At 71.5% G+C, this 21,163-nt stretch carries 15 protein-coding genes; 3 read left to right on the top strand and 12 right to left on the bottom strand.

Annotated features, from left to right (window positions below; translation table 11 throughout):
- Window positions 1–84: 84 nt before the first annotated feature.
- The 11 genes from BMZ30_RS01135 to BMZ30_RS01085 form a co-directional block, all read right to left on the bottom strand.
- Window positions 85–4,773 (bottom strand): alpha-L-arabinofuranosidase C-terminal domain-containing protein, encoded by a 4,689-nt coding sequence (locus BMZ30_RS01135; RefSeq protein ID WP_143073095.1) that lies wholly within the window; start codon window positions 4,771–4,773, stop codon window positions 85–87.
- Window positions 4,774–5,006: 233 nt separating this feature from the next.
- Complete coding sequence (locus BMZ30_RS01130) at window positions 5,007–6,074, bottom strand: ABC transporter permease subunit (protein ID WP_093374289.1); 1,068 nt, start codon at window positions 6,072–6,074, stop codon at window positions 5,007–5,009.
- The gene (locus BMZ30_RS01125) at window positions 6,074–7,156 is read right to left on the bottom strand and encodes an ABC transporter permease (protein WP_093374287.1); all 1,083 of its coding nucleotides are present in this window, start codon (window positions 7,154–7,156) and stop codon (window positions 6,074–6,076) included. The genes BMZ30_RS01130 and BMZ30_RS01125 overlap by 1 nt, the downstream gene beginning before the upstream one ends.
- Complete coding sequence (locus BMZ30_RS01120; RefSeq protein WP_093374285.1) at window positions 7,153–8,700, bottom strand: sugar ABC transporter ATP-binding protein; 1,548 nt, start codon at window positions 8,698–8,700, stop codon at window positions 7,153–7,155. The genes BMZ30_RS01125 and BMZ30_RS01120 overlap by 4 nt, the downstream gene beginning before the upstream one ends.
- A gap of 109 nt (window positions 8,701–8,809) precedes the next feature.
- Window positions 8,810–9,793, bottom strand: a complete 984-nt coding sequence (locus tag BMZ30_RS01115) for an ABC transporter substrate-binding protein (RefSeq protein ID WP_093374283.1) — start codon at window positions 9,791–9,793, stop codon at window positions 8,810–8,812.
- A gap of 157 nt (window positions 9,794–9,950) precedes the next feature.
- Window positions 9,951–11,090: a glycoside hydrolase family 43 protein gene (locus tag BMZ30_RS01110; protein ID WP_177191240.1), complete on the bottom strand. Its 1,140-nt coding sequence runs from the start codon at window positions 11,088–11,090 to the stop codon at window positions 9,951–9,953.
- 155 nt (window positions 11,091–11,245) lie between these two features.
- The gene (araA, locus tag BMZ30_RS01105) at window positions 11,246–12,751 is read right to left on the bottom strand and encodes an L-arabinose isomerase (RefSeq protein ID WP_093374279.1); all 1,506 of its coding nucleotides are present in this window, start codon (window positions 12,749–12,751) and stop codon (window positions 11,246–11,248) included.
- Window positions 12,748–13,512: an L-ribulose-5-phosphate 4-epimerase gene (locus BMZ30_RS01100; protein ID WP_093374277.1), complete on the bottom strand. Its 765-nt coding sequence runs from the start codon at window positions 13,510–13,512 to the stop codon at window positions 12,748–12,750. Before BMZ30_RS01100 ends, araA begins: the two co-directional genes overlap by 4 nt.
- On the bottom strand, window positions 13,509–15,296 hold the full coding sequence (gene araB / locus BMZ30_RS01095; RefSeq protein WP_373296817.1) for a ribulokinase: 1,788 nt from the start codon (window positions 15,294–15,296) through the stop codon (window positions 13,509–13,511). Before araB ends, BMZ30_RS01100 begins: the two co-directional genes overlap by 4 nt.
- Window positions 15,297–15,406: 110 nt before the next feature.
- Window positions 15,407–16,417 (bottom strand): LacI family DNA-binding transcriptional regulator, encoded by a 1,011-nt coding sequence (locus BMZ30_RS01090; protein WP_093374275.1) that lies wholly within the window; start codon window positions 16,415–16,417, stop codon window positions 15,407–15,409.
- Window positions 16,418–16,507: 90 nt separating this feature from the next.
- Window positions 16,508–17,200: a hypothetical protein gene (locus BMZ30_RS01085; RefSeq protein WP_093374273.1), complete on the bottom strand. Its 693-nt coding sequence runs from the start codon at window positions 17,198–17,200 to the stop codon at window positions 16,508–16,510.
- A gap of 89 nt (window positions 17,201–17,289) precedes the next feature.
- Between BMZ30_RS01085 and radA the strand changes: the two genes are divergently transcribed.
- The 3 genes from radA (at window position 17,290) to BMZ30_RS01070 (ending at window position 20,308) form a co-directional block, all read left to right on the top strand.
- Window positions 17,290–18,693 (top strand): DNA repair protein RadA, encoded by a 1,404-nt coding sequence (radA, locus tag BMZ30_RS01080; RefSeq protein WP_093374271.1) that lies wholly within the window; start codon window positions 17,290–17,292, stop codon window positions 18,691–18,693.
- A gap of 10 nt (window positions 18,694–18,703) precedes the next feature.
- Window positions 18,704–19,789, top strand: coding sequence for a DNA integrity scanning diadenylate cyclase DisA (gene disA, locus BMZ30_RS01075; RefSeq protein WP_093374269.1), 1,086 nt, complete (start codon window positions 18,704–18,706; stop codon window positions 19,787–19,789).
- Between the two features lie 66 nt (window positions 19,790–19,855).
- A complete protein-coding gene (locus BMZ30_RS01070; RefSeq protein WP_229828353.1) occupies window positions 19,856–20,308 on the top strand; it encodes an SRPBCC family protein in 453 nt (150 codons plus the stop codon).
- A gap of 5 nt (window positions 20,309–20,313) precedes the next feature.
- On the opposite strand, the gene BMZ30_RS01065 is transcribed toward BMZ30_RS01070, so the two are convergent.
- Window positions 20,314–21,063, bottom strand: a complete 750-nt coding sequence (locus BMZ30_RS01065; protein ID WP_093374267.1) for a hypothetical protein — start codon at window positions 21,061–21,063, stop codon at window positions 20,314–20,316.
- Window positions 21,064–21,163: the final 100 nt, after the last annotated feature.

Genomic DNA, 21,163 nt, shown 5'->3' with positions numbered 1-21,163 from the left:
CACTCCTTCGTGAGTCGAGCTGCCCTGGCGCTGAAGCACGGGCGAGAGGGAGGGGGCGGGCCTGCAGGCCCGCCCCCAGAGCGGCTACCGACGGACGGTGAGCCGTGTGGTGGTGGTGGCCTTGGCCGCGGACTCGCTGCCCGCGTAGGACACGCGCACCGTGTACCGGCCCTGCTTCAGCCGCGGCAACCGCACCGTGGCCTTGCCGTTGGCCGAGACCACAGCCTTCTTCGTGACGTAGGTCTTGGTCTTGCCCCGCACCTTCTTGGTGACCTTGACCGTCACCTTCCCGGCCTTGGCACCGTGCGAGGACACCGCCACCGACACCCGCGCCTTCGAGCGCGTGGTGACCTTCTTGGGTGAGACCTTCGCCTTCACCTTCGACGGCGCCTTCGTCACCTTCACGCTCACCGCGTCCTGCGACCCGGAGAACACCGCATCACCGGAGTACACGACCGACAACCGGTGCCGACCCACCTCCAACGCCTTGCGCGGCAACGCGACCTGCACGCTCCCGGCCCGCAAGGTGCCCGTCGCCAGCAGCGTCGAGCCGTCCAGCACACGCACCGAACCCGACGGCACACCGCCACGACCCGACACCCGCACCCGCACCGACGCCTTCGTCTTGCCGAACACCACGCTCGACGGCGCAACCACCGCCGCCGTCGACGACCCCCGCAGCACCACACCCGCCGCCGGCACCTCGAGCGCGTTGACCGTCTCGACGTTGCCGACCGCGTCGACGCCGCGGAACTCGAGCGTGACGGCGTCGGGTCCCAGCGCCACCGGACCCGCGTACCGCGTCCATGCCGCGGTACCGGAGACGCGGTGCTCGACGTGGCCCATGCCGGCGTCGTCGTCAGCGCCGCGCAGCGCCACCGTGCGGTCGGAGAGCACCGCGTTCGTGACCGGCGCCTTCGCGTCGATCAGGAAGGTCACCGGCCGGGTCGCTGAGACGTTGCCGGCCGCGTCCGTGGCGCGGACCTCGACCGTGTGCGAGCCGTGCCCGTCCACCGTCACCTGCGCGGAGGCCGCCGACGCACGGACCCACTCCCCGCCGTCGAGCCGGGTCTCCAGCGCGGCGACCTCGCGGTCGTCCGACGCCGTCGCGGAGACCGTGACGGGACCAGCCCGCCACCCGCGCACGGGCGTCCCGCTCAGCTCGACCGCGTCGACCGTCGGAGCCACGGCGTCCGCGGTCTGCATCCGCAGGAACGTCACCGAGTACGGCGCGAAGTCCCAGAGGAAGTCCTCGGACAGGCCGTCGACCTCACGCGTGACCGGCTCCACCGTGTCCGGTGCACCCTTCGAGTTCGCGTCGCCGGGCCGGCCCGCGAGCTCGGTCACGGTTCCGGTCGGCAGGACGCCGACGTCGGACACGGTCACCTGGGTGCGGCGGGTCTCGCCGGAGGTGTTGACCACCTTGACGACGAGCTCACCGGTGTCGGTGTCGCGCGTGACCACCTGGTAGGTGTCGAGCGTCGGCACCGCGTCGGTGTACTCCATCTGCAGCTCACCGTCGATGAAGAGCTGGATGTCGCGGCCCTCGACGACGACCTTGAGGCGGTAGGTCTGACCGGTCTCGATCGTGTGACCCTCGACCGCCTTGACCTCACCCGCGGAACCACCGTCGGCCTTCTGCAGCACCGTGCGGGAGTTGTTCCAGCCGCCGAGGTTCCACCAGAAGTAGTCGTTGGCGCCCTCGGCGGCGAACCCGACGAGGAAGCCCTCGGAGCCGGCGAGCTTGCGGGCGTCGAGCTCGAGCGTGTAGCTCTCCCAGTCCCGGGCGTACGCGTCCGTGATGATGCTCCGGGCGTCCGTCACGGACGTGGACGTCTGGCGGTACTCGCCGTCGGTCACGGCCCAGCTGCCCGCCTGGCTCGCCCACTGCGACGCGTCGGCGAAGTCGTCGGAGAACAGCACGTCACCGGTCGCGTTGTCGGTCACGCGCACGTTGTCGTAGGCGGCACTCGTCGCCCACGTCGACAGGAAGACGCCACCCTTGAGCGGGTCGGGCGTGACCACGGGTCCGGCGTAGGTGCTCGGCACCACCTCGTCGCCATGGTTCGCCGCGAACATCTGCTGCACGTGGTAGTTCGGGGTCACCCACGACTCGTCGTTGTCGAACCAGATCGCGTCCGGGGACCACTGCACATAGTCCTCGTTCGAGAGCAGCGGCGCGTACGAGGCGAGCCGCACGACGTCGGAGTTGCGCTCCAGGCCGGTCATGTACGCGGCCTCGGACAGCGCGTTCCACAGCGTGTTCCCGCGGGAGGCGTACTCGCCGAGGAACACCGCGGGACCGCTGCGGTCGTAGGAGTCGTAGCGCTCGGTGTTCGCGAGGAACCACGACGGATCGTTGTAGTAGTGCTCGTCGACCATGTCCACGTCCTGCGCGCGGTTGAAGTCCCAGAGCTCGTCGAACCGGGTGCCCGCGTCGTCGGGGCCGGAGTTGGAGATGATCTCGATCTGCGGGAACCGCGCCTCGACCGCGTCACGGAACGCCGGGAAGTTCGCCTCGAACGTCGCCGTGTTCTCCTCGTTGCCGAGGCCGAGGTAGCGCAGGTCGAAGGGCTCGGGGTGGCCGAGCTCGGCGCGCACGGCGCCCCACTCGGTGCTGGTGTCGCCGATCGCGAACTCGACGAGGTCGACCGTGTCCTGCACCCAGCGCTCGATCCCCGCGGGGTCGGTGAGCTCGGGGATGGTCGAGCCGCAACCGTTAGCACCCACGGAGACCACCGGGAGCGGGATCGCGCCGAGGTCCTCGGCGAGCAGGAAGTACTCGAGGTAGCCGATGCCGTAGGACTGGTTGTAGCCCCAGAAGTTCCAGTTGGTCGGTCGCTCCTCGACCGGCCCGATGGTCTCCTTCCACTGGTACGTCCGCTGCCGGTCGGTGTAGCCGGACTCGGCGTAGGTGTCGAAGGTGCCGACGTTCGTCACGCAGCCACCCGGGAAGCGCAGGAACCGCGGCTCCAGGTCGACGATCTTCTCCGCGAGGTCCTTGCGGAGCACGGACTTGCCGTTGACCGGTCCCACCCAGGTGTCCTGGGGGAACAGCGACACCATGTCCAGGCGCACCGTGCTGGCTGCGCCGGCGAGCACCACGAGGCGCGCGGCGTCGGTCGACCCGGTGGCCGTCAGCGTGACCGCGTGCTGCTGCCACTGGTCCGAGCCGTCGACCTCGACCGTGCCGGTCGCGAACGTGCGGTCGCCAGCCGCGTCCTCGAGCGCGACGGTGAGGGTCTGGGCCGTCGTCGTGCGCGCCCACACGGTGAAGTCGTACTTCTCGCCGTCGGCGAGCGCGACGCCCGCGTTGTACCCGGCGTTGCGGAGTCCGCCGCCCGCACCGGTCGCGTCGAGACGCAGGTAGTTGCGGTTCATCTCGTTGAGCCGGTCGTCGTCGTCGACGACCACACCGGTGCTGCCCGCGCCGTCGCCGCGCGCGAGCACCTGCCAGGCGGTCAGGCCCGTGAACGAGGCGTTGTCCGCCGGAGCGAACTCGAAGGACCGGTTGCGGACGAGCTCGGCGTACAGGCCGCCGTCGGCCGCGTAGTTGATGTCCTCGTAGAAGATCCCGTACAGCTCGTCCGAGGTCTCGATGCTCGTCGCGTCCCCGTCGATCTCGATCTTCGAGCCGTCGCGGACGGTGACCTGCTCGACCGTGAGACGGACGGCGTCGTCCTGCGCCCCGAGGGTCAGGACCCCGTCGACCAGGCCGACGTGAGCCCCGCCGTCGGCCGTGCGCAGCACGAGCGTGCCGCCCCCGGCGTCGGTGAGCCGCAGCGGCACCGGGGCAGCGTCTGCCGCACCGAAGGCCAGGACACCGTCGGCCACGACCACCGGGTGCTCGCCGGACCACAGGGCGAGCGCCCCGTCGCCGAGCGCCCGTGCCTCGAGGGTCAGGGTTCCGCTGGGCCGCTCGGCGGCCAGGCCGAGGTGCCCGTCCTCGCTCGCGGTGAGGTAGCGGGCGTCGCCCTCGCCCCGCAGGGTGAAGGTGCCCTCCGGGACGACGTCAGCGCCGTCGTCGGCCGCGAGCGCGACGTAGTCGAAGGACGCCGTGTGGCTGGTGCCGTCCTGGGACGCGAGCGCGTACACGCCGACCTGCGTCACCGGGAACGCGAGCGTGACCTGGGCTGCCTGCTCCCACGCGCCGTCGCGCCAGTAGCTGCTGGTGAGGACGTCGCCGGTGCGCTGCAGCTGCAGGATCTCCGACGTCGAGCCCGGCCGGGAGGTGAACGTCGAGGCGAACGCCCCCGCCGTCTCCACGCCGTTCTCGACGACGATCGGGTCGTCGAAGCCGTGCGGCTCGGCGGTCGTGAAGCCGACGTGCGAGAGCCCGGTGCGCACGTAGTTGTCCATGTCCTGCCACGCGATGAGTCCCGCGCCCTGGAAGTCCAGGGTCGCGGGAGCGTCGACGGCGGCGACGGCCGTGAAGTCGGCGTCGGGGACGTCGAGCATGAGCAGGTTCTTGGCGGTGTTCGACGTCTGCCACGTGTCCCCCGCCTGGGAGGCGATGCGCAGCGCGCCGTCGGCCACGGTGACGGAGTCGCCCGCAGGGTTCACGGTGCGCCACGCGGCGTCCAGGCCGGTGCCGTCGAAGTCGTCCACCCACGCGCCGTCGGGGATGACCCCGACGGGCGCGGCTGCGGGCACAGGCTCGCCAGGCAGGACGCTGGTGGGTGGCGCGGCGGTCGCGGAGGTGGCTGCCATCAGGCTGGCCACGAGCGCCGCGACCGTGGTGGTCGCGAGCGCGGATCTGGTCCGGGAAGTCACGGTCGGTCTCCTCATCGTCGGGTGCCCGGGCAGCGCGAAGGCGCGCTCGGGCCAGGAGCGGCGAAGACCCGCGTGCAGGGGGCCCGGACGTCCGTGTCCAGGTCACGCGGTCGAGCGGAGGTTCGGTCGAGCGGAGGTGCGGTCGACGGGAGGGGCGGTGGGACCGCGGGGACGGGCGGCAGGGTGGATCCTGCGCCGAGGCGGACCGCCCCGGAGGGCGGTCCGCGGACGACCTACTTCTTCTTGCGTGCCGCGATGGCGCGCTGGAGGATCACGAACGCGAGCAGCACGACGCCGATGAACACCTTCGTCCACCAGGAGTCGAGGCCCTCGCGGGCGATCAGGACCTGGATGAGGCCGTACACGACGACCCCGACCCCGGTCCCCAGCACGTAGCCGGCACCGCCGGTGAGGATGGTCCCGCCGATCACGACGGCGGCGATCGCGTCGAGCTCCATCCCGATGCCCGTGAGGTTGTAGCCGGACTTCGTGTAGAAGGCGAACAGGATGCCGGCGATACCCGCGCACGTCCCGGAGATGACGTAGACCCACAGTCGCGTGCGGCCTGCGCGCAGACCCATCAGCTCGACCGCGTTGCCGTCGTCCCCGACACCGAGCCCGTACACCGTGCGGCCGAACCGGGTGTAGTGCAGCAGGTAGAACGCGAGGGCGAGCACGGCGACCGCGATGATCATCGACAGGTTGATCTTGGAGATGTCACGCCCCTCGCCGAACTTGAGGCTCCACGACGCCATGGACGAGAAGCCCTCGTCGGTGATCGCGAGCGACTGCACGCTGACGACGTTCGCGAGGCCGCGGGCCAGGAACATCGCCGCGAGCGACGCGATGAACGGTTGGATCGCGAAGTACTGCACGAGCACGCCGATGAGGAGACCGAAGGTCGACCCGATCAGGACGCTGATGACCAGCACCAGCGGAAGGGGCACACCGGCCGGCAGGAGCGTGGCAATCACGAGCCCCACGAGGGCGACGACGGCACCGACCGACAGGTCGATCCCGCCCGTGATGATCACGAAGGTCATGCCGATCGCGAGCACGAGCAGGTAGGCGTTGTCCTGCAGCAGGTTGGAGAACAGCTTCACGGAGACGAAGCCACGCTCCCCGCCGTAGCGGGACTCGCCGAGCACGAGCATGATCACGAGGGTCAGCAGCGTGCCGGCGATCGGGAGCAGCTCGGGCCGCAGGAACCGGGCGAGCGTGCGGCGGGCCGTGCCTGCCGTCGGACGACGCCGCCCGTCGTCGGACCGCGGGGTCTGGGGCGCGGTGAGGGTCGCGGACATCAGACGGCCTCCTTCACGGCGAGCGCCGCGGGGACGATGCTGCGGGGACGTTGTGGTCGTCGCGGCTTGAGGTACTCGCGCAGCCGCGGCGACTGGGCGATGCACACCGCGATGATGACGACCGCCTTGAACAGCGGCGTGATCTGCGAGGGGATGTGGAAGATCACGACGGCACGCTCGATGGTCGACAGGATGAGGGCGCCGACGACGGTGCCGCCCAGGTAGAACTTGCCACCTGCGAGGGCCGTCCCGCCGAGGACGACGCACATGATGGCGTCCATCTCCTTCATCAGGCCGATGTTGTTGGCGTCGGCCGCCATGGTCGGAGCGCCGTAGACGATTCCTGCGATCCCGGCGAGCATGCCGGCGAGGACGTAGACGAACCAGGTGATGTTGCGCGACTGCACGCCCGCGAGGCGGCTGGCCTCGCGGTTGATGCCGATGCTCTCGAGCAGCATGCCGAGGGCGGTGCGTCGCACGAGGATCGCGACGGCGACGAACATCACCGCGGCGATCACGACGGGGGTGGGGATGCCCAGCACGAACCCGGAGCCGAGGTACTTGAACGGTGCGCTCGTGACGGTGGTGATCTGGCCCTGGGTGATCAGCATGGCGACGCCGCGGCCCGCGACCATGAGGATCATGGTCGCGATGAACGGTTGGACGCCGAGCACGGACACCAGGAAGCCGTTGAAGGCACCCGCCACGAGAGCGACGACGATGCCGAGGAGCACCGCGACGACCACGGTCCCCGCGCTGTCGGCGTTCGGGTTGCCGTCCAGGTAGGTCAACGACACGGCGAGCGAGATCGCCATGACCGCGCCGACCGACAGGTCGATGCCTCCCGTGGCGATCACGAGCGCCATGCCGAGGGCGAGCAGGAGGGGTGTCGCGCTGAAGCGCGCGATGTCGATCAGCTGGCCGAACAGGTGCCCGTCGCGGATCTCGACGGACAGGAACGTGGGGTTCTTGATACCGCAGGCAACGATCAGCACGACGAGCGCGACGACCGGCCAGAACAGACGGTGCTGGGTGACCTTGCGCCAGGCCGGGACGGCAGGGGCGCGGCGGACGTCGCTCATGCGACCTCTCCCTTCGCGGCGATCGCGGCCAGCAGGGTGTCCTGCGTGACCTCGGGGCCGTTGGCGATGGTGCGCACCAGACGGCGGTCGCGCAGGATGTCGATGCGCTGGCTCACGCGCAGGACCTCGTCGAACTCCGACGAGATGAACAGCACCGACATGCCGTCGGCGGCGAGGTCGGTGACGAGCTTCTGGATGTCGGCCTTGGCGCCGATGTCGATGCCACGCGTGGGCTCGTCGAGGATCAGGATCCGCGGCGCGGTGGCGAGCCACCGGGCCAGGAGGACCTTCTGCTGGTTGCCACCAGAGAGGTTCTTCACGAGCATCCCGGGGTCCGCGGGCGAGATCTTCAGCGCGGTCATGTACTTCGCGACGACCTCGTCGAGCTCCTTGCGCGGCAGCGGCTTCCAGACGCCCCGCATGGTCTGCATGGCGAGGGCGATGTTCTCCCGGACCGTGAGGTCACCGACGATGCCCTCCTTCTTGCGGTCCTCGGAAGAGAACGCGATGCGCTTGTGCAGCGCGTCGAGGGGGTCGGAGATCTTTACCGTCTCGCCGGCGAGGCGCAGCTCCCCGCGCTCGGGGCGGTCGGCGCCGCACAGGAGGCGCACGGTCTCGGTGCGGCCAGAGCCGAGGAGTCCCGCGAGCCCGACGATCTCTCCGGGGTAGACGTCGAGGTCGAACGCCTCGACGGAGCCGTCACGACCGAGCCCGACGGCGGCGAGCGCCGGCACGACGTCGGCCGGGCGCTCGCGGTGCGCGGACTGCACGCCGTCCTCGATCGCGTCGAGCTCGGCGCCCTCGCGCCCGACCATGAGCGAGATGAGCTCGCGCCGGGGCAGGTCTGCGGTCCGGTGCTCGGCCACGAGGCGTCCGTTGCGCAGGATCGTCATGCGGTCGGAGATCTCGTAGACCTGCTCGAGGAAGTGGGACACGAAGAGGATCGCGACGCCGCGCTCCCGCAGCTCGCGGATCACCTCGAAGAGCTCGTCGACCTCGGCCTTCTGCAGGCTCGAGGTGGGCTCATCGAGGATGAGCACCTTGGCCTCGACGACGGTCGAGCGGGCGATGGCGCACAGCTGCTGCACCGCGATCGAGTGGGCCGACAGCAGGCTGGCCGGGTCGATGTCGAGGTGCAGACGTGCGAGGTACTCGGCGGCCTGGGCGCGCATCTTGCGCCAGCTGATGAACGGGCCGGTGCGCGGCTCGTGGCCGAGCATGACGTTCTCCGCGACGCTGAGGTTTGCGCACAGGTTGACCTCTTGGTAGACGGTCGAGATGCCAGCCGCCTGGGCCTCGTCCGGCCCGGAGAACCGGTGCGTGCGGTCGGCGACGCGGATCTCTCCGGCATCGATCGCGTAGACGCCGGTCAGTGCCTTGATGAGGGTGGACTTGCCGGCGCCGTTCTCACCCATGAGCGCGTGGACCTCGCCCGGGAAGAGCCGGAAGTCGACGTCGTCGAGCGCCTTGACGCCCGGGAACTGGATCGTGATGCCCGTCATCTGCACGACCGGCGTACCGGTCGGCTCCGTCGTCGGGGCCATAGCTGCCTTCTTCCTGCGGACGAGTCGTCAGCGTCCCCGACAACGAGGGGGCGCGACCGAGTGGATCGTGCACCCGGCCCGGGCCGCGAGGGCCCGGGCCGGGAGGGCGTCAGAACGAACGCGCGTCCACGAACTCCTGCGTGATGGTCTGGTCGAAGGCCTCGTCGACGACGATGGTCTCCTTCTCGACGGTCTCGCCGGCGTCGACCTTCTTGATGAGGTCGACGATCTGGTCCCCGAAGACGGGGTTGCACTCGACGACGAAGTTGAACTTCTTGTCGACCAGCGCCTGCAGGCCGTCACGCACGCCGTCGACGGTGACGATCTTGATGTCCTCGCCGGGCTTCTTGCCCGCGGCCTCGATGGCCTCGATCGCGCCCAGACCCATGTCGTCGTTGTGCGCGAAGATCAGGTCCATGTCCGGGTAGGCGGCCAGGGCGGCCTCCGTGGCCGTCTTGCCCTCGGCGCGGGTGAAGTTGCCCGACGCCTCACCTATCACGTTCGCGCCGACGACCTCGCGGAAGCCTTCCTGACGGTCGGTCTGCGCGCCGGAGCCCATGGTGCCCTGGAGCTCGAAGATCTTGGCGTCGGGGTGGTTCTCCTTGACCCACTCGCCCGCCGTGGTGCCTTCCTGCTTGAAGTCGGCGCCGATCCAGGTGACGAACGGGTCCTCGACCGTGGTCTCGACCGTGCGGTCGACCAGCACCACGGGGATCTCGGCGTCCTTGATGTCCTGGAGGACCTCGTCCCAGCCGGTCTCGATGACCGGGGAGAACGCGATGACGTCGACGCCCTGGTCGACGAAGTCGCGCAGGGCCTTGATCTGGTTCTCCTGCTTCTGCTGGGCGTCGACGAACGTCAGGTCGATGCCGTTCTCCTTCGTCAGGCTCGCCTTGACGGACTCGGTGTTCGCCGTGCGCCATCCGCTCTCGGCGCCGAGCTGGGAGAAGCCGACCTTGATGAGGTCGTCGCCCCCGCCTCCGCCGCCGCTCGTGCTCGCGGGGTCACTGTCGCTCCCACACGCGGCCAGCGTCACCAGCGAGAGCGCTGCGAGCGTGCTGACAGCCATGCGAGAGAAAGCCTTGCGTGCCATGTCTCCTCCTTGAGATGCCGCCGGTGCGGCTCGGCGCGAGGTCCTCGTCGATCTCGCTCTGGTCCGATGTTAGCGCTAACAACGGACAGGAAGGAAGCGTCGGCGGTAACTGTTTGGTAACGGCGAGAAGCGGACGCCGGGATCCGCTCGGCACCGCTCAGTCGACGGCGCTGCGCGCAGGCACCTCCGCTCCGAGGGCAGCCCGCACCCGCGCGGCCTCGCCTGCCGTGATCGGCAGGACCGTGCCGTGGCGCGGGCTGGCCGGGAGCTGCGCGCGGTCCGCGACGCTCGTCCAGACGCCCGAGTCGAGGTCGTCGGTCACGAACGGCACGTACCCGCGTCCTCCGTGATAGCTCGGCTGGTCGACGAACAGGTACCAGGCCGGGCGCCCGCCGGTCGAGACGTCGCCGTCGTTCGCGCGGAAGATCGTCGGCCCCTCGCCCGCCGTGAACGCCCCGCCCACGCCGTTGGCCTGGCCGAGCCCGAGGTCGCGCGCGACGAGCGCCCAGCCGGTGGCGGCGTCAGCGTCGGGGAGCTCGCCGTGGACCTGCGCCCGCAGGTCCACGCTCCGCTCGAGCCGCGGCAGCATCGTGGCCTCGTCCTTCGTCGCCCGGTAGTAGACGCCCTCGTGCTCGATCACGGTCGAGTCGATCATGCCGAGGCCCGGGCCCCGCCGGACGTCGACCCAGACCTGAGGCGTGGAGAAGGTGCGGAAGTCGCGCGTCGTCGCGCAGAGCATGCGGTTGTACGAGTCCGTGGCCACGCGCTCCGCTGCCGGGACGCCGGCGTCGTACAGGTTCGAGGCCCAGTACACGAGGTACTCGCCGCGCGCGGCGTCGTAGTGCGCCTCGGGCGCCCAGGTGTTCCCGGCCTCCGGCCCCGAGACCTCGACGTGGCGCTGGTCCGACCAGGTGACGAGGTCGGTCGACTCCCAGATCTCGAGGTGCCGCGAGCCCGTCTCCTGGGGGGCGGCGAACGATCCGCTCGGATAGACCTTGAGGTCGGTCGCGATGAGGAAGAACCGGTCGCCCTCGGCCGACCGCAGGATGAACGGGTCCCGCAGGCCGCGCGTGCCGTGGACCGAGGTGAGCACCGGGCGCCCCCCGTTGAGGTCGTCCCAGCGCAGCGCGTCGTTGCCGCGGCTGACCGCGAGGTGGATGGACTCGCCGTCGTCGGTGTCCTCGCCCGCGAAGTACACGAACAGGTACGCCGCCAGGGCGTCGTCAGATCCCGGGACCTCGTCGGTTCCCGGCCGCGCACGCATCGCGTCGGTACGCCCGCTGTCGATGAGCGTCATGCCTGCTCGCCGCCTTCTACATCGTTGATCTACATCGTTGTAGAGAACGCTACCCCAGAACCTCATCCCCGCCAAGACCCCGGCACAAACGCCGAGAGCACACTCCCGTCCGGCTGAGCCGGTCAGGAGTGTGCTCTACGGGCGGAGCAGAAGCGTCAGATGGTCTGCGCCAGGCGGTAGTACGCCGCGTTCCAGCGGACCCGGTCGCGGAAGTCGCGCCGCGTCGTGGACTCGTCGATCACGAGGAGCTCGGTGCGCGCCATGTCGGCGAAGTCCTCGAAGGCCTCGATCCCCGCGGCCGTCGACAGCACCGTGTGGTGCGCCGCGCCAGCCGTGAGCCACGCCTCCGCCGACACCGCGAAGCTCGGCCGCGGCTGCCAGACGGCGCGCGCGACGGGCAGGTTCGGCAGCTCCGGGTGCTCGACCAGGTCGACCACGTTGGCCGTCAGGCGGAAGCGGTCCCGCATGTCCGACAGCGCGACGACGACGCCCACGCCGGGGTCCGTGTCGAACACCAGGCGCACCGGGTCCTCCTTGCCGCCGATGCCCAGCGGGTGGATCTCGAGCTTCGGGCGGGACGTCGTCAGCGACGGGCAGATCTCGAGCATGTGCGCCCCGAGGATCTTCTCCTGGCCCTGCGCGAGGTCGTACGTGTAGTCCTCCATGAGCGACGCACCGCCGGGCAGGCCCTCGCCCATCACCTTGGCGGCGCGCACGAGGAGGGCAGTCTTCCAGTCACCCTCGGCACCGAACCCGTAGCCCTTCGACATCAGGCGCTGCACCGCGAGCCCGGGCAGCTGGCGCAGCCCGCCGAGGTCCTCGAAGTTCGTGGTGAACGCCTTCGCGCCGACGCCGGTCAGGAACGTCTCCAGGGCGATCTCCTGCCGGGCGCCGTAGCGCAGGGCGTCGTGCCGGTCGCCCCCGCGCCGGAGCTCGGGCACGACGTCGTACAGCTCCTCGTACTCGGCGACGAGCGTGTCGACGTCGGTGTCCGCAACCTCGTCCACGACCGCCACGAGGTCGTTGACGCCCCACGTGTTCACGGAGACGCCGAACCGCAGCTCGGCCTCGGTCTTGTCGCCCTCGGTGACAGCGACGTTGCGCATGTTGTCGCCGAACCGCGCGAGGCGCAGCTCGTGCGCGGCGGCCCAGCCGGCGGCGGCCCGCGCCCAGGTCGCGATCGAGGCGGTCACGGCCGGGTGCGTGACGTGCCCGACGACGGTCTTGCGCGCGACGCCGAGGCGCGACTGGATGTACCCGAACTCCCGGTCGCCGTGCGCGGCCTGGTTGAGGTTCATGAAGTCCATGTCGATCGACGCCCACGGCAGGTCGACGTTGGCCTGCGTGTGCAGGTGCAGCAGCGGCTTGCGCAGCGCGTCGAGGCCGGCGATCCACATCTTGGCCGGCGAGAACGTGTGCATCCACGCGATGATCCCGATCACGCGGTCGTCGCTGTTGGCGTCGAGCGCCGCGCGGCGGATCGACGCCGAGTCCTTGAGGGTCGGCTTCCAGACGATCTTGACGGGCACGTCGGAGGCCGCGTCGAGCGTGCGCGCGATCTCCTGCGACTGCTCGGCGACCTGGCGCAGCGTGTCCTCGCCATAGAGGTCCTGGCTGCCGGTGAAGAACCAGACCTCACGGTCGGCGTAGGGCTTGGTCATCGCTGCTGCTCCTTGTCGGTAGCCGACGTCGTCGTCGGCGCGGGGGTGATGCCGGACGTGGGCGCCGAGCCCTGTCCGTAGACGTTCTGGTAGCGGTCGTACAGGGAGTCGACGTGGTGCGCCTCGATGGGCAGGGGCTCGCCCAGCTGGCGCGAGATGTGCACCGTGCGGGCCACCTCCTCGACCATGACGGCAGCCTTGACGGCGGCCTTGGCGTCCGTGCCGATCGTGAACGGACCGTGGTTGCGCATGAGCACCGCCGGCGAGCGCGACTCGCGCAGCGTCTCGACGATGCCGCGGCCGATCGAGTCGTCGCCGATCAGCGCGAATGGTCCGATCGGGATGTCCCCGCCGAACTCGTCCGCCATCATCGTCAGCACGCACGGCACGGGCTCGGCGCGCGCGGCCCAGGCGGTCGCGTAGGTGGAGTGCGTGTGCACGACTCCCCCGACCTCGGGCATGTGCGCGTAGACGTAGGCGTGGGCGGCGGTGTCCGACGACGGCGCGCGGGTCCCCTCGAGCAGGTTGCCCTCGAGGTCGCACACGACCATGGCCTCCGGCGTGAGCTCGTCGTAGGTCACCCCCGACGGCTTGATCACGAGGAGGTCGTCACCACTCGGCACACGGACACGCTGGGAGACGTTGCCCGCCGTCCACACGACCAGCCCCCAGCGCGGGAGCTCGGCGTGCAGCGCGGCGACGACGGCGCGGGTGCGCTCGACCTCGGCGCGCACCTCCGCGGAGAGGTGGTCGAGGCTCATGCCGTCACCTCCTGCGGGACGCTCGCGGCGGCAGCGTCGCCGGCCGGGTCGTCAGCGTCGACACCGGCGGTGCCGGTAGCGAGCCGTCGCCCGACGGCGTCGCGCCGGATCGCCTTGAGCCGGTGCATGACGTCGTTCCCGCCGCGGCCGAAGTGGTCGTGCAGCGCGGTGTACTCGGCGAACAGCGCGTCGTAGCGCTGGGCGCGGTCCTCGTCGGGCGTGTACGCGGCCACCTCGCGACGACCCATGACCTGCGCGGCCGCCCGGACGTCGTCGTACGCCCCGGCCGCGACCGCAGCGTGGATGGCGGACCCAAGCGCGGGGCCCTGCTCCGAGGTGATCGTGGACAGCGGCAGGCGCGTGACGTCCGCATAGATCTGCATGAGCAGGCGGTTCTTGAGCAGCCCGCCCGCGACCACCAGCTCGGTGACCGGGACGCCCGCGGCCGCGAAGGTCTCGACGATCGTGCGGGTGCCGAAGGCGGTGGCCTCCAGCAGCGCGCGGTAGGTGTCCTCAGGCCGCGTGGTGAGCGTCTGCCCGACGACGAGCCCGGAGAGCTCGTGGTCGACGAGGACCGACCGGTTGCCGGAGTGCCAGTCGAGCGCGACGAGGCCGTGCTCGCCGATCTCCTGCTCGGCCGCGAGCTCGGTGAGGTACTCGTGCACACCGAGCCCCCGGGCTGCGGCAGCCTCGACGTACGTCGGCGGGACGGCGGAGGAGACGAACCAGCCGAAGATGTCGCCGACGCCGGACTGGCCGGCCTCGTAGCCCCACAGGCCCTCGACGATCCCGCCCTCGACGACCCCGCACATGCCCGGGACCTCGGCGAGCGTGTCGCTGTTCATGACGTGGCACGTCGAGGTGCCCATGATCGCGACCATCTGGCCGGGCTCGACGGCTGCGGCCGCGGGAGCGGTCACGTGCGCGTCGACGTTGCCGACGGCGACGGCGATGCCCTCGGGGAGACCCGTGATCCGCGCGGCGTCGGCCGTCAGGGTTCCGGCGCTCTGCCCGAGCTGGCCGATCGGGTGCTCGACCTTGGCGGTCACGAAGTCGGCGAAGTCCGGGTTGAGGGCCGCGAGGAAGTCGCGCGACGGGTACTCGCCGTCCTGCAGGATGCCCTTGTAGCCCGCGGTGCAGGCGTTGCGGACGTACTGGCCGCACAGCTGCCACACGATCCAGTCGGCAGCCTCGACCCAGTGCTCGATCGCGTCGTAGACCTCCCGGTCCTCCTCGAGGATCTGCAGCCCCTTGGCGAACTCCCACTCGGACGAGATCAGGCCGCCGTAGCGCTTGATCCACGACTCGCCGCGCGCGTGCGCCAGCTCGTTGATGCGGTCGGCCTGCCCCTGCGCAGCGTGGTGCTTCCACAGCTTGACGTACGCGTGCGGGCGGTCGGCGAAGGCTTCCAGCTCGTTGAGCGGCGTGCCGTCGGCGGTGACAGGCACCATCGTGCACGCCGTGAAGTCGGTGCCGATCCCGATGACGTCGGCGCGGTCGATCCCGTGCGCCGCCTCGGCTGCGGCGAGCGCCGCCGGGACCGCCGTGGCGAGCACCTCGACGTAGTCGGCGGGGACCTGCAGGGCCCAGTCCGGAGCGAGCCGCTGGCGCGACGGACCGGCGGTGAGCTCGGTCTCCATCACGGCGTGGGCGTAGGGGTGGACGGCTGAGCCCAGCTCAGCGCCGTCGCGCACGCGCACCACGACGGCGCGGCCGGACAGGGTCCCGTAGTCCACGCCGACGACGAGGGCGTTGTGGGGGTCGACGTTCATGCTCGGCTCCATTGCCTCGAGAAGGGGCGCGCGACCGTCGGCGCCACCCTGCAATGTTAGCGCTAACAACGCGCCGATCGTCAAGCGCCGGGCCCGCTCGGCTCGGCGCGCGCACCCACCCGTTACGCCGTCGCGGAACGCGGCGGGGCCGTCGAGGCACGAACCCGCAGGTCGGGCAGCAGCGGCGCCTGATCGCGCTCCTCGCCGGCGAGCAGGCCGGTCAGCACGTCGATCGCCCGGCGGCCGAGGCGACCGAAGTGCTGGCGCACGGTGGTGAGCGGCGGGATGAAGTGGTCGGAACCGGCGACGTCGTCGAACCCGACGACCGAGACGTCGTCCGGTACGCGGACACCGGCGTCCCAGAAGGCGTGCAGCAGACCGAGGGCTAGCTGGTCGTTCCCCGCGAAGATCGCGCTCGGTAGACCTTCGTCGACGAGCCGCCGCCCGACGTCGTACCCGCGCTCCGCGCTCCAGTCGCCCGCGAGCGGCTCGCGCCAGGCCACCCCTGCCGCGTCCAGCGTCGCGCGCCAGCCGGCCACGCGCTCCCGAGCGTCGAACCAGTCGGAGGGGCCCGCGAGGTGCACGACGTCGTCGTGCCCCAGGTCGAGCAGGTGCTGGGTGGCCAGACGCGCGCCCGCCCGCTGGTCGACACCCACGGAGCGCACGAGGCCCGCGCCCGTCCCGGCGTCTCGCACCTGCGTCGAGGAGATGAGGACGGCCGCGACCGGAGCGGCCAGGCTGACCACGGCATCGGCGACCTCGTCGTGCGGCGCGACGACGATGATCCCGTCGACGCCCTGGCTCAGGAAGTGGTCGAACGCCTCCCGCATCGCGTCGCGGTCGTGGCGCGTGATCGTCGCGAGGGACACGAAGTACCCGGCCTCGCGCGCCGCTGCCTCCGTCGCCAGGAGCGTCGACGCCGGCCCGAACAGCGGCGAGCCGGTCGACACGACGCCGATCGTCGACGAGCGCCGGGTCGCCAGGGCTCGCGCCGCGCTGTTGCGGCGGTACCCGAGCGTCTCGATCGCGGCGAGCACCCGCGAGCGTGTCGCCTCGCTGACGTTCGGATGGTCGTTGAGGACGCGCGAGACGGTCTGGTGAGACACCCCCGCGGCGACGGCGACGTCGCTCATGGCCGGTGGCCGAGCGGGGCGGTGCGGCATGGTCTGGCCTTTCCCGGAGCGCGTCGACGACGCTCCCGAGCGAAAACTACCGCAGCGCGGTCAGATCGGGAACGCCAGGAACACGTCGCGCACCGTGTCGGCCGGCCCTTCGGCGCGCAGGACCGCAGTGCCGTTCGACCAGGTCACCACTCCGGTGGGATCGCCTGCACGCGTCGTCGCGGTGCCGGTCTGCGCCTCGCCGACCTGGACGGGATCGTTCGTCGCGACCGCATCGGGCAGTTCGGTCGCGACGGCGGCGTCGACGGCCGCACGGGCCGCCTCCGCATCCTCGGGCGTCTCCCACTGCGTCGCGACGACGATCAGCTCGGTCCCGTCGGCAGCCACGTACGTGAGCCGGTGGACCTCGAGCGCACCCGCGGTCCACGGGGCCAGGCCCGGGTCCTCGGCGCTCGCTGCACTGAGCGCGAACTGCAGCACCGTGCTCGGCAGCAGGTCGTACAGGGGTGTCCCGGGCTCCTTGGCAACCGGGGAGACCTCGGGCGTGGGCAGCGGGTTGGTGATCGTCACGGCTGGCGGGGTCGTCGGCTCGGCTGCCGGCTCCTCACTGCCTCGCGTCGCGGCCCACACGACTGCGGCGGCAACCACGAGCAGCAGCAGGAGCCCTCCCGCGATCCACCACGAGCGCCGCCCAGGGCGCTCGCTCGTCCCCGCGGGGCGCGCGGCGTCCCCGTCCGGCCCGTCGGTGCGTCGTCCGTGCTGCGGCTGTCCGTGCTGCGGCGTCTCGTCGCTCATCCTCCACCTCTCGTCCGCACCGAGCCTACGGCGGGCGCCCGACACCGGCAGGCCGACGCGTGTCACCGCCCCCGGCTACCGTGACGCCCATGAGCTCCTCCTCGCGCCGCACCGCCGCCCAGCCCCGCGGATTCCGCTGCTCCGAGTGCGGCTGGACCACGGCCAAGTGGGTCGGGCGGTGCGGCGAGTGCCAGGAGTGGGGGACCGTCGCGGAGCAGGGTGCGGCCCCGACGGGCCCGCGCACGGTCGCGACGTCCCCGGCCCACACGCCGGCCCGGCCGATCGCCGACATCCCGGTCGAGGGTGCGCGGGCGGTGCCCACCGGCGTCGCCGAGTTCGACCGGGTCCTGGGCGGCGGGCTCGTGCCGGGCGCCGTCGTGCTCCTCGCGGGCGAGCCGGGCGTGGGCAAGTCGACCCTGCTGCTCGACGTCGCGGGGATCGCGGCCGGGACGGGCCGCCGCGTCCTGTACGTCAGCGGCGAGGAGTCCGCCGGGCAGGTGCGGCTGCGCGCCGAGCGGATCGGCGCGCTGCAGGCGGGGCTGCTCCTCGCCTCCGAGACCGACCTCGGCACGGTGCTCGGCCACATCGAGGCCGAGCGACCCGACCTCCTCGTCCTGGACTCCGTGCAGACGATCGCGTCCGCCGAGGTCGACGGCGCTCCGGGCGGCGTGTCCCAGGTGCGGGAGGTCGCGGCAGCGATCATCACCGCCGCGAAGTCGCGGGACATGCCCGTCGTCCTCGTCGGGCACGTGACCAAGGACGGCACCGTCGCAGGCCCCCGCACCCTCGAGCACCTCGTCGACGTCGTCTGCCAGTTCGAGGGCGACCGGCACGCGAGCCTGCGCATGGTCCGCGCGGTCAAGAACCGCTACGGCCCGACGGACGAGGTCGGGTGCTTCGAGCTGACCGAGACCGGGATCGCGGGCGTCTCCGACCCGAGCGGGCTGTTCATGTCGCACGCCCTCGCCGACGTGCCGGGGACGTGCGTGACGATCTCCCTCGAGGGCCGGCGCCCGCTGCCCCTCGAGATCCAGGCCCTCGCCGTGCCGTCCACCCTGGCCAACCCGCGGCGCACCACGAGCGGCGTCGACTCGAGCCGCCTCGCGATGATCCTCGCCGTCATGCACCGGCACGCCGGCCTGCGGCTCGACAGCCAGGACGTTTACGTCTCCACGATCGGCGGCGCACGGGTGGTCGAGCCCGCCGCCGACCTCGCGATCGCCCTCGCCGCCATGAGCGCCGCGACGCAGGTCCCGGCAGCCCGTGGCACCGTCGCGATCGGGGAGGTCGGCCTCTCCGGCGAGCTGCGCCCGGTCGCGACCCTGGGCCGCCGCCTCGCGGAGGCGGCCCGGCTCGGGTTCACCCGTGCGATCGTGCCGGCGGGCAGCGCGGAGGTCGCCCCGCCCGGCATGGAGCTGCTGCCCGCCAGCGGACTCGCTCAAGCGATGGAGCTTGCTCGCGTCGCCCCTGTTCGTGAGCGCTCTGGCCTATAGGATTCACCCCGTGGCCCCGATCCCCGCACACCTCGACGACCTGCTGCGCGACACCCTCGCGGCGGTCGCCCCCGGCACCGAGCTCCGTGACGGCCTCGAGCGGATCCTGCGCGGACGCACGGGAGCCCTCATCGTCATGGGCATGGACCCCGTGGTCGACTCGATCTGCTCCGGCGGCTTCGAACTCGACGTCGACTTCTCCGCCACCCGGCTGCGCGAGCTGGCCAAGATGGACGGCGCGATCGTCCTCGACCGGCACGCCTCCCGCGTCCTGCGCGCAGCCGTGCAGCTGCTGCCGGACCCGACCATCGAGACCTCGGAGTCCGGGACGCGTCACCGCACGGCCGAGCGCGTCGCCAAGCAGACCGGCTTCCCCGTGATCTCCGTGAGCCAGTCGATGCGCATCGTCGCCGTCTACACCGGCGGGCACCGGCACGCGCTCGAGGACACGGACACGATCCTCTCGCGCGCCAACCAGGCGCTCGCCACGCTCGAGCGCTACAAGGCACGTCTCGACGAGGTCTCCGGCACGCTCTCGGCCCTGGAGATCGAGGACCTCGTCACGGTGCGCGACGTGTGCGCCGTGGTGCAGCGCCTCGAGATGGTCGGCCGGATCTCCGAGGAGATCGCGGGCTACGTCATCGAGCTCGGCACTGACGGACGGCTCCTCGCCCTGCAGCTGGACGAGCTCATCGGCGGGCTGGGCTCCGACCGCGACTCCGTGATCCGCGACTACGTCGAGCTGCGCGGCAAGGACCGCACCATCGCCGACGTCCTCGGCGCGCTGGCGGAGCTCGACTCCACCCAGCTGCTCGACCTCAGCCAGATCGGTCGGGTGCTCGGCCTGCCCGGCGGGGGCGACGCGCTCGACGCCGCCGTCGCGCCGCACGGCTACCGCCTGCTGTCGAAGGTGCCGCGTCTGCCCGCGACCATCATCGAGCGCCTGGTCAACCACTTCGGCGGGCTGCAGCGCATGCTCGCGGCGACGATCGAGGAGCTCATGAGCGTGGAGGGCGTCGGCGAGCAGCGCGCCCGAGCCGTTCGCGAGGGGCTCTCCCGGCTGGCCGAGTCGAGCATCTTGGAGCGGTACGTCTAGCAGCGTTCGCCGCGCGACGCCGCGGCACCCGATCTAGCCTGAGCGCATCGAACCCGGAGGTGCGCCGTGAAGCTCGTGACCGTGGCCCGTGAGACCCCAGCCTCGCCCGATCAGGTGTGGAGCATCCTGGCCGACGGCTGGAAGTACCCCAGCTGGGTGGTCGGCGCCTCCCGCGTCCGCGCGGTCGAGGCCGCGTTCCCGGGCGAGGGCGCCCGCGTCCACCACTCCGTGGGCGCGTGGCCGATCCTCGTCGACGACCGCACCACGGTCCTCATGAGCGCGCCGGGCCGCACGCTCGTGCTCGACGCGGCCATGCGACCGGTCGGTCGCGCGAAGGTGGAGATCACGCTGACCCCGAGCGGGACGGGCACCCGCATCGAGATGCGCGAGGACATCGTGTCCGGCCCCGCCTCATGGGCCCCGAAGGCGGTCCGGCAGGCAGCGATCCGCAAGCGCAACATCGAGACGCTGCTCCGGCTCAGCCTGCTAGCAGAGAAGCAGTCCGACCCGACCGTCTGAGCGCCCTAGCCGAGGACGAAGACCAGCTCGTCGGTGGCGCGCCCGAGGAGGCTCAGCGTGGCGCGGTACGTCCCGGGTGCCGCCACGACGTCCGAGGCAGCGCACTTCTCGTCCGAACGCACCCGCGACCACGTGAGCTCCTGCGAGTCGACCTGGCCGGGGCTGAGGAGCAGGAGGCGCGCATCGGGGTCGTTGCAGTCCGCGCTCGACCACACCCGGGCGGGTCCGGAGACGATCAGCAGCTCGCGGGTGTCGTCCGTGACGTCGACGAGGCAGGGCGCGTCACCGACGTTGGTCACGTCCATGGTGAACACGGGGTCCGCCTTCGCGGCGTAGGTCGACGCGTCGGAGCGCAGCGCGACGGCGACGTCCGCCTTGGCGCACTCGGGCGTCGCTGCGCCATCGGGGGCGTCGCCCGCAGCGGGCTCCTCGTCGGCGGGAGCCTCACCGTCCGCGCCGGCGTCCGTGTCGCCCTCACCCTTCTCGGCACCGCCGTCAGCCGCGCCGTCTGCACCGCCGTCAGCCGCGCCGGCGTCCCCGTCGTCGTCCGCTCCGCCCGAAGAGCCGGACCCGTCCGGGGCGGCGCTCACCTCGCCACCGGTGTCGCTGCCCTGGGCGGCGTCGCCGGCGGTCAGTGCTCGAACGACGGCGAACGCGACCACGAGGACGACGACCACGACAACCAGCGCCACGAGCCGTCGCACCCAGTAGACGCGCGGGGGCAGCGGCCCGACCGGTCGCGTCACGGTACCCATGGCCTACCTCCGTCACGGGCCGCCGGGGCCCTCCGTGTGCCGTCACCGCCCCTGTGCCGCCCAGGCTACGGCGCGCGGACCGCGGGCAGCGCGCAGACGC

The sequence above is a fragment of the Flavimobilis marinus genome (assembly GCF_900113055.1).
GTDB lineage: Bacteria > Actinomycetota > Actinomycetes > Actinomycetales > Cellulomonadaceae > Flavimobilis > Flavimobilis marinus.
This window is presented reverse-complemented; position numbering and strand designations above follow the sequence as displayed.

Coding starts and splice junctions, on each gene's coding strand:
- araB (WP_373296817.1), bottom strand. CDS start 15,296: ATGGAGCCGAGCATGAACGTCGACCCCCACAACGCCCTCGTCGTCGGC.
- BMZ30_RS01110 (WP_177191240.1), bottom strand. CDS start 11,090: ATGACGCTCATCGACAGCGGGCGTACCGACGCGATGCGTGCGCGGCCG.
- BMZ30_RS01065 (WP_093374267.1), bottom strand. CDS start 21,063: ATGGGTACCGTGACGCGACCGGTCGGGCCGCTGCCCCCGCGCGTCTAC.
- BMZ30_RS01100 (WP_093374277.1), bottom strand. CDS start 13,512: ATGAGCCTCGACCACCTCTCCGCGGAGGTGCGCGCCGAGGTCGAGCGC.
- radA (WP_093374271.1), top strand. CDS start 17,290: ATGAGCTCCTCCTCGCGCCGCACCGCCGCCCAGCCCCGCGGATTCCGC.
- BMZ30_RS01115 (WP_093374283.1), bottom strand. CDS start 9,793: ATGGCACGCAAGGCTTTCTCTCGCATGGCTGTCAGCACGCTCGCAGCG.
- BMZ30_RS01085 (WP_093374273.1), bottom strand. CDS start 17,200: ATGAGCGACGAGACGCCGCAGCACGGACAGCCGCAGCACGGACGACGC.
- araA (WP_093374279.1), bottom strand. CDS start 12,751: ATGACCAAGCCCTACGCCGACCGTGAGGTCTGGTTCTTCACCGGCAGC.
- BMZ30_RS01090 (WP_093374275.1), bottom strand. CDS start 16,417: ATGAGCGACGTCGCCGTCGCCGCGGGGGTGTCTCACCAGACCGTCTCG.
- BMZ30_RS01130 (WP_093374289.1), bottom strand. CDS start 6,074: ATGTCCGCGACCCTCACCGCGCCCCAGACCCCGCGGTCCGACGACGGG.
- BMZ30_RS01120 (WP_093374285.1), bottom strand. CDS start 8,700: ATGGCCCCGACGACGGAGCCGACCGGTACGCCGGTCGTGCAGATGACG.
- BMZ30_RS01125 (WP_093374287.1), bottom strand. CDS start 7,156: ATGAGCGACGTCCGCCGCGCCCCTGCCGTCCCGGCCTGGCGCAAGGTC.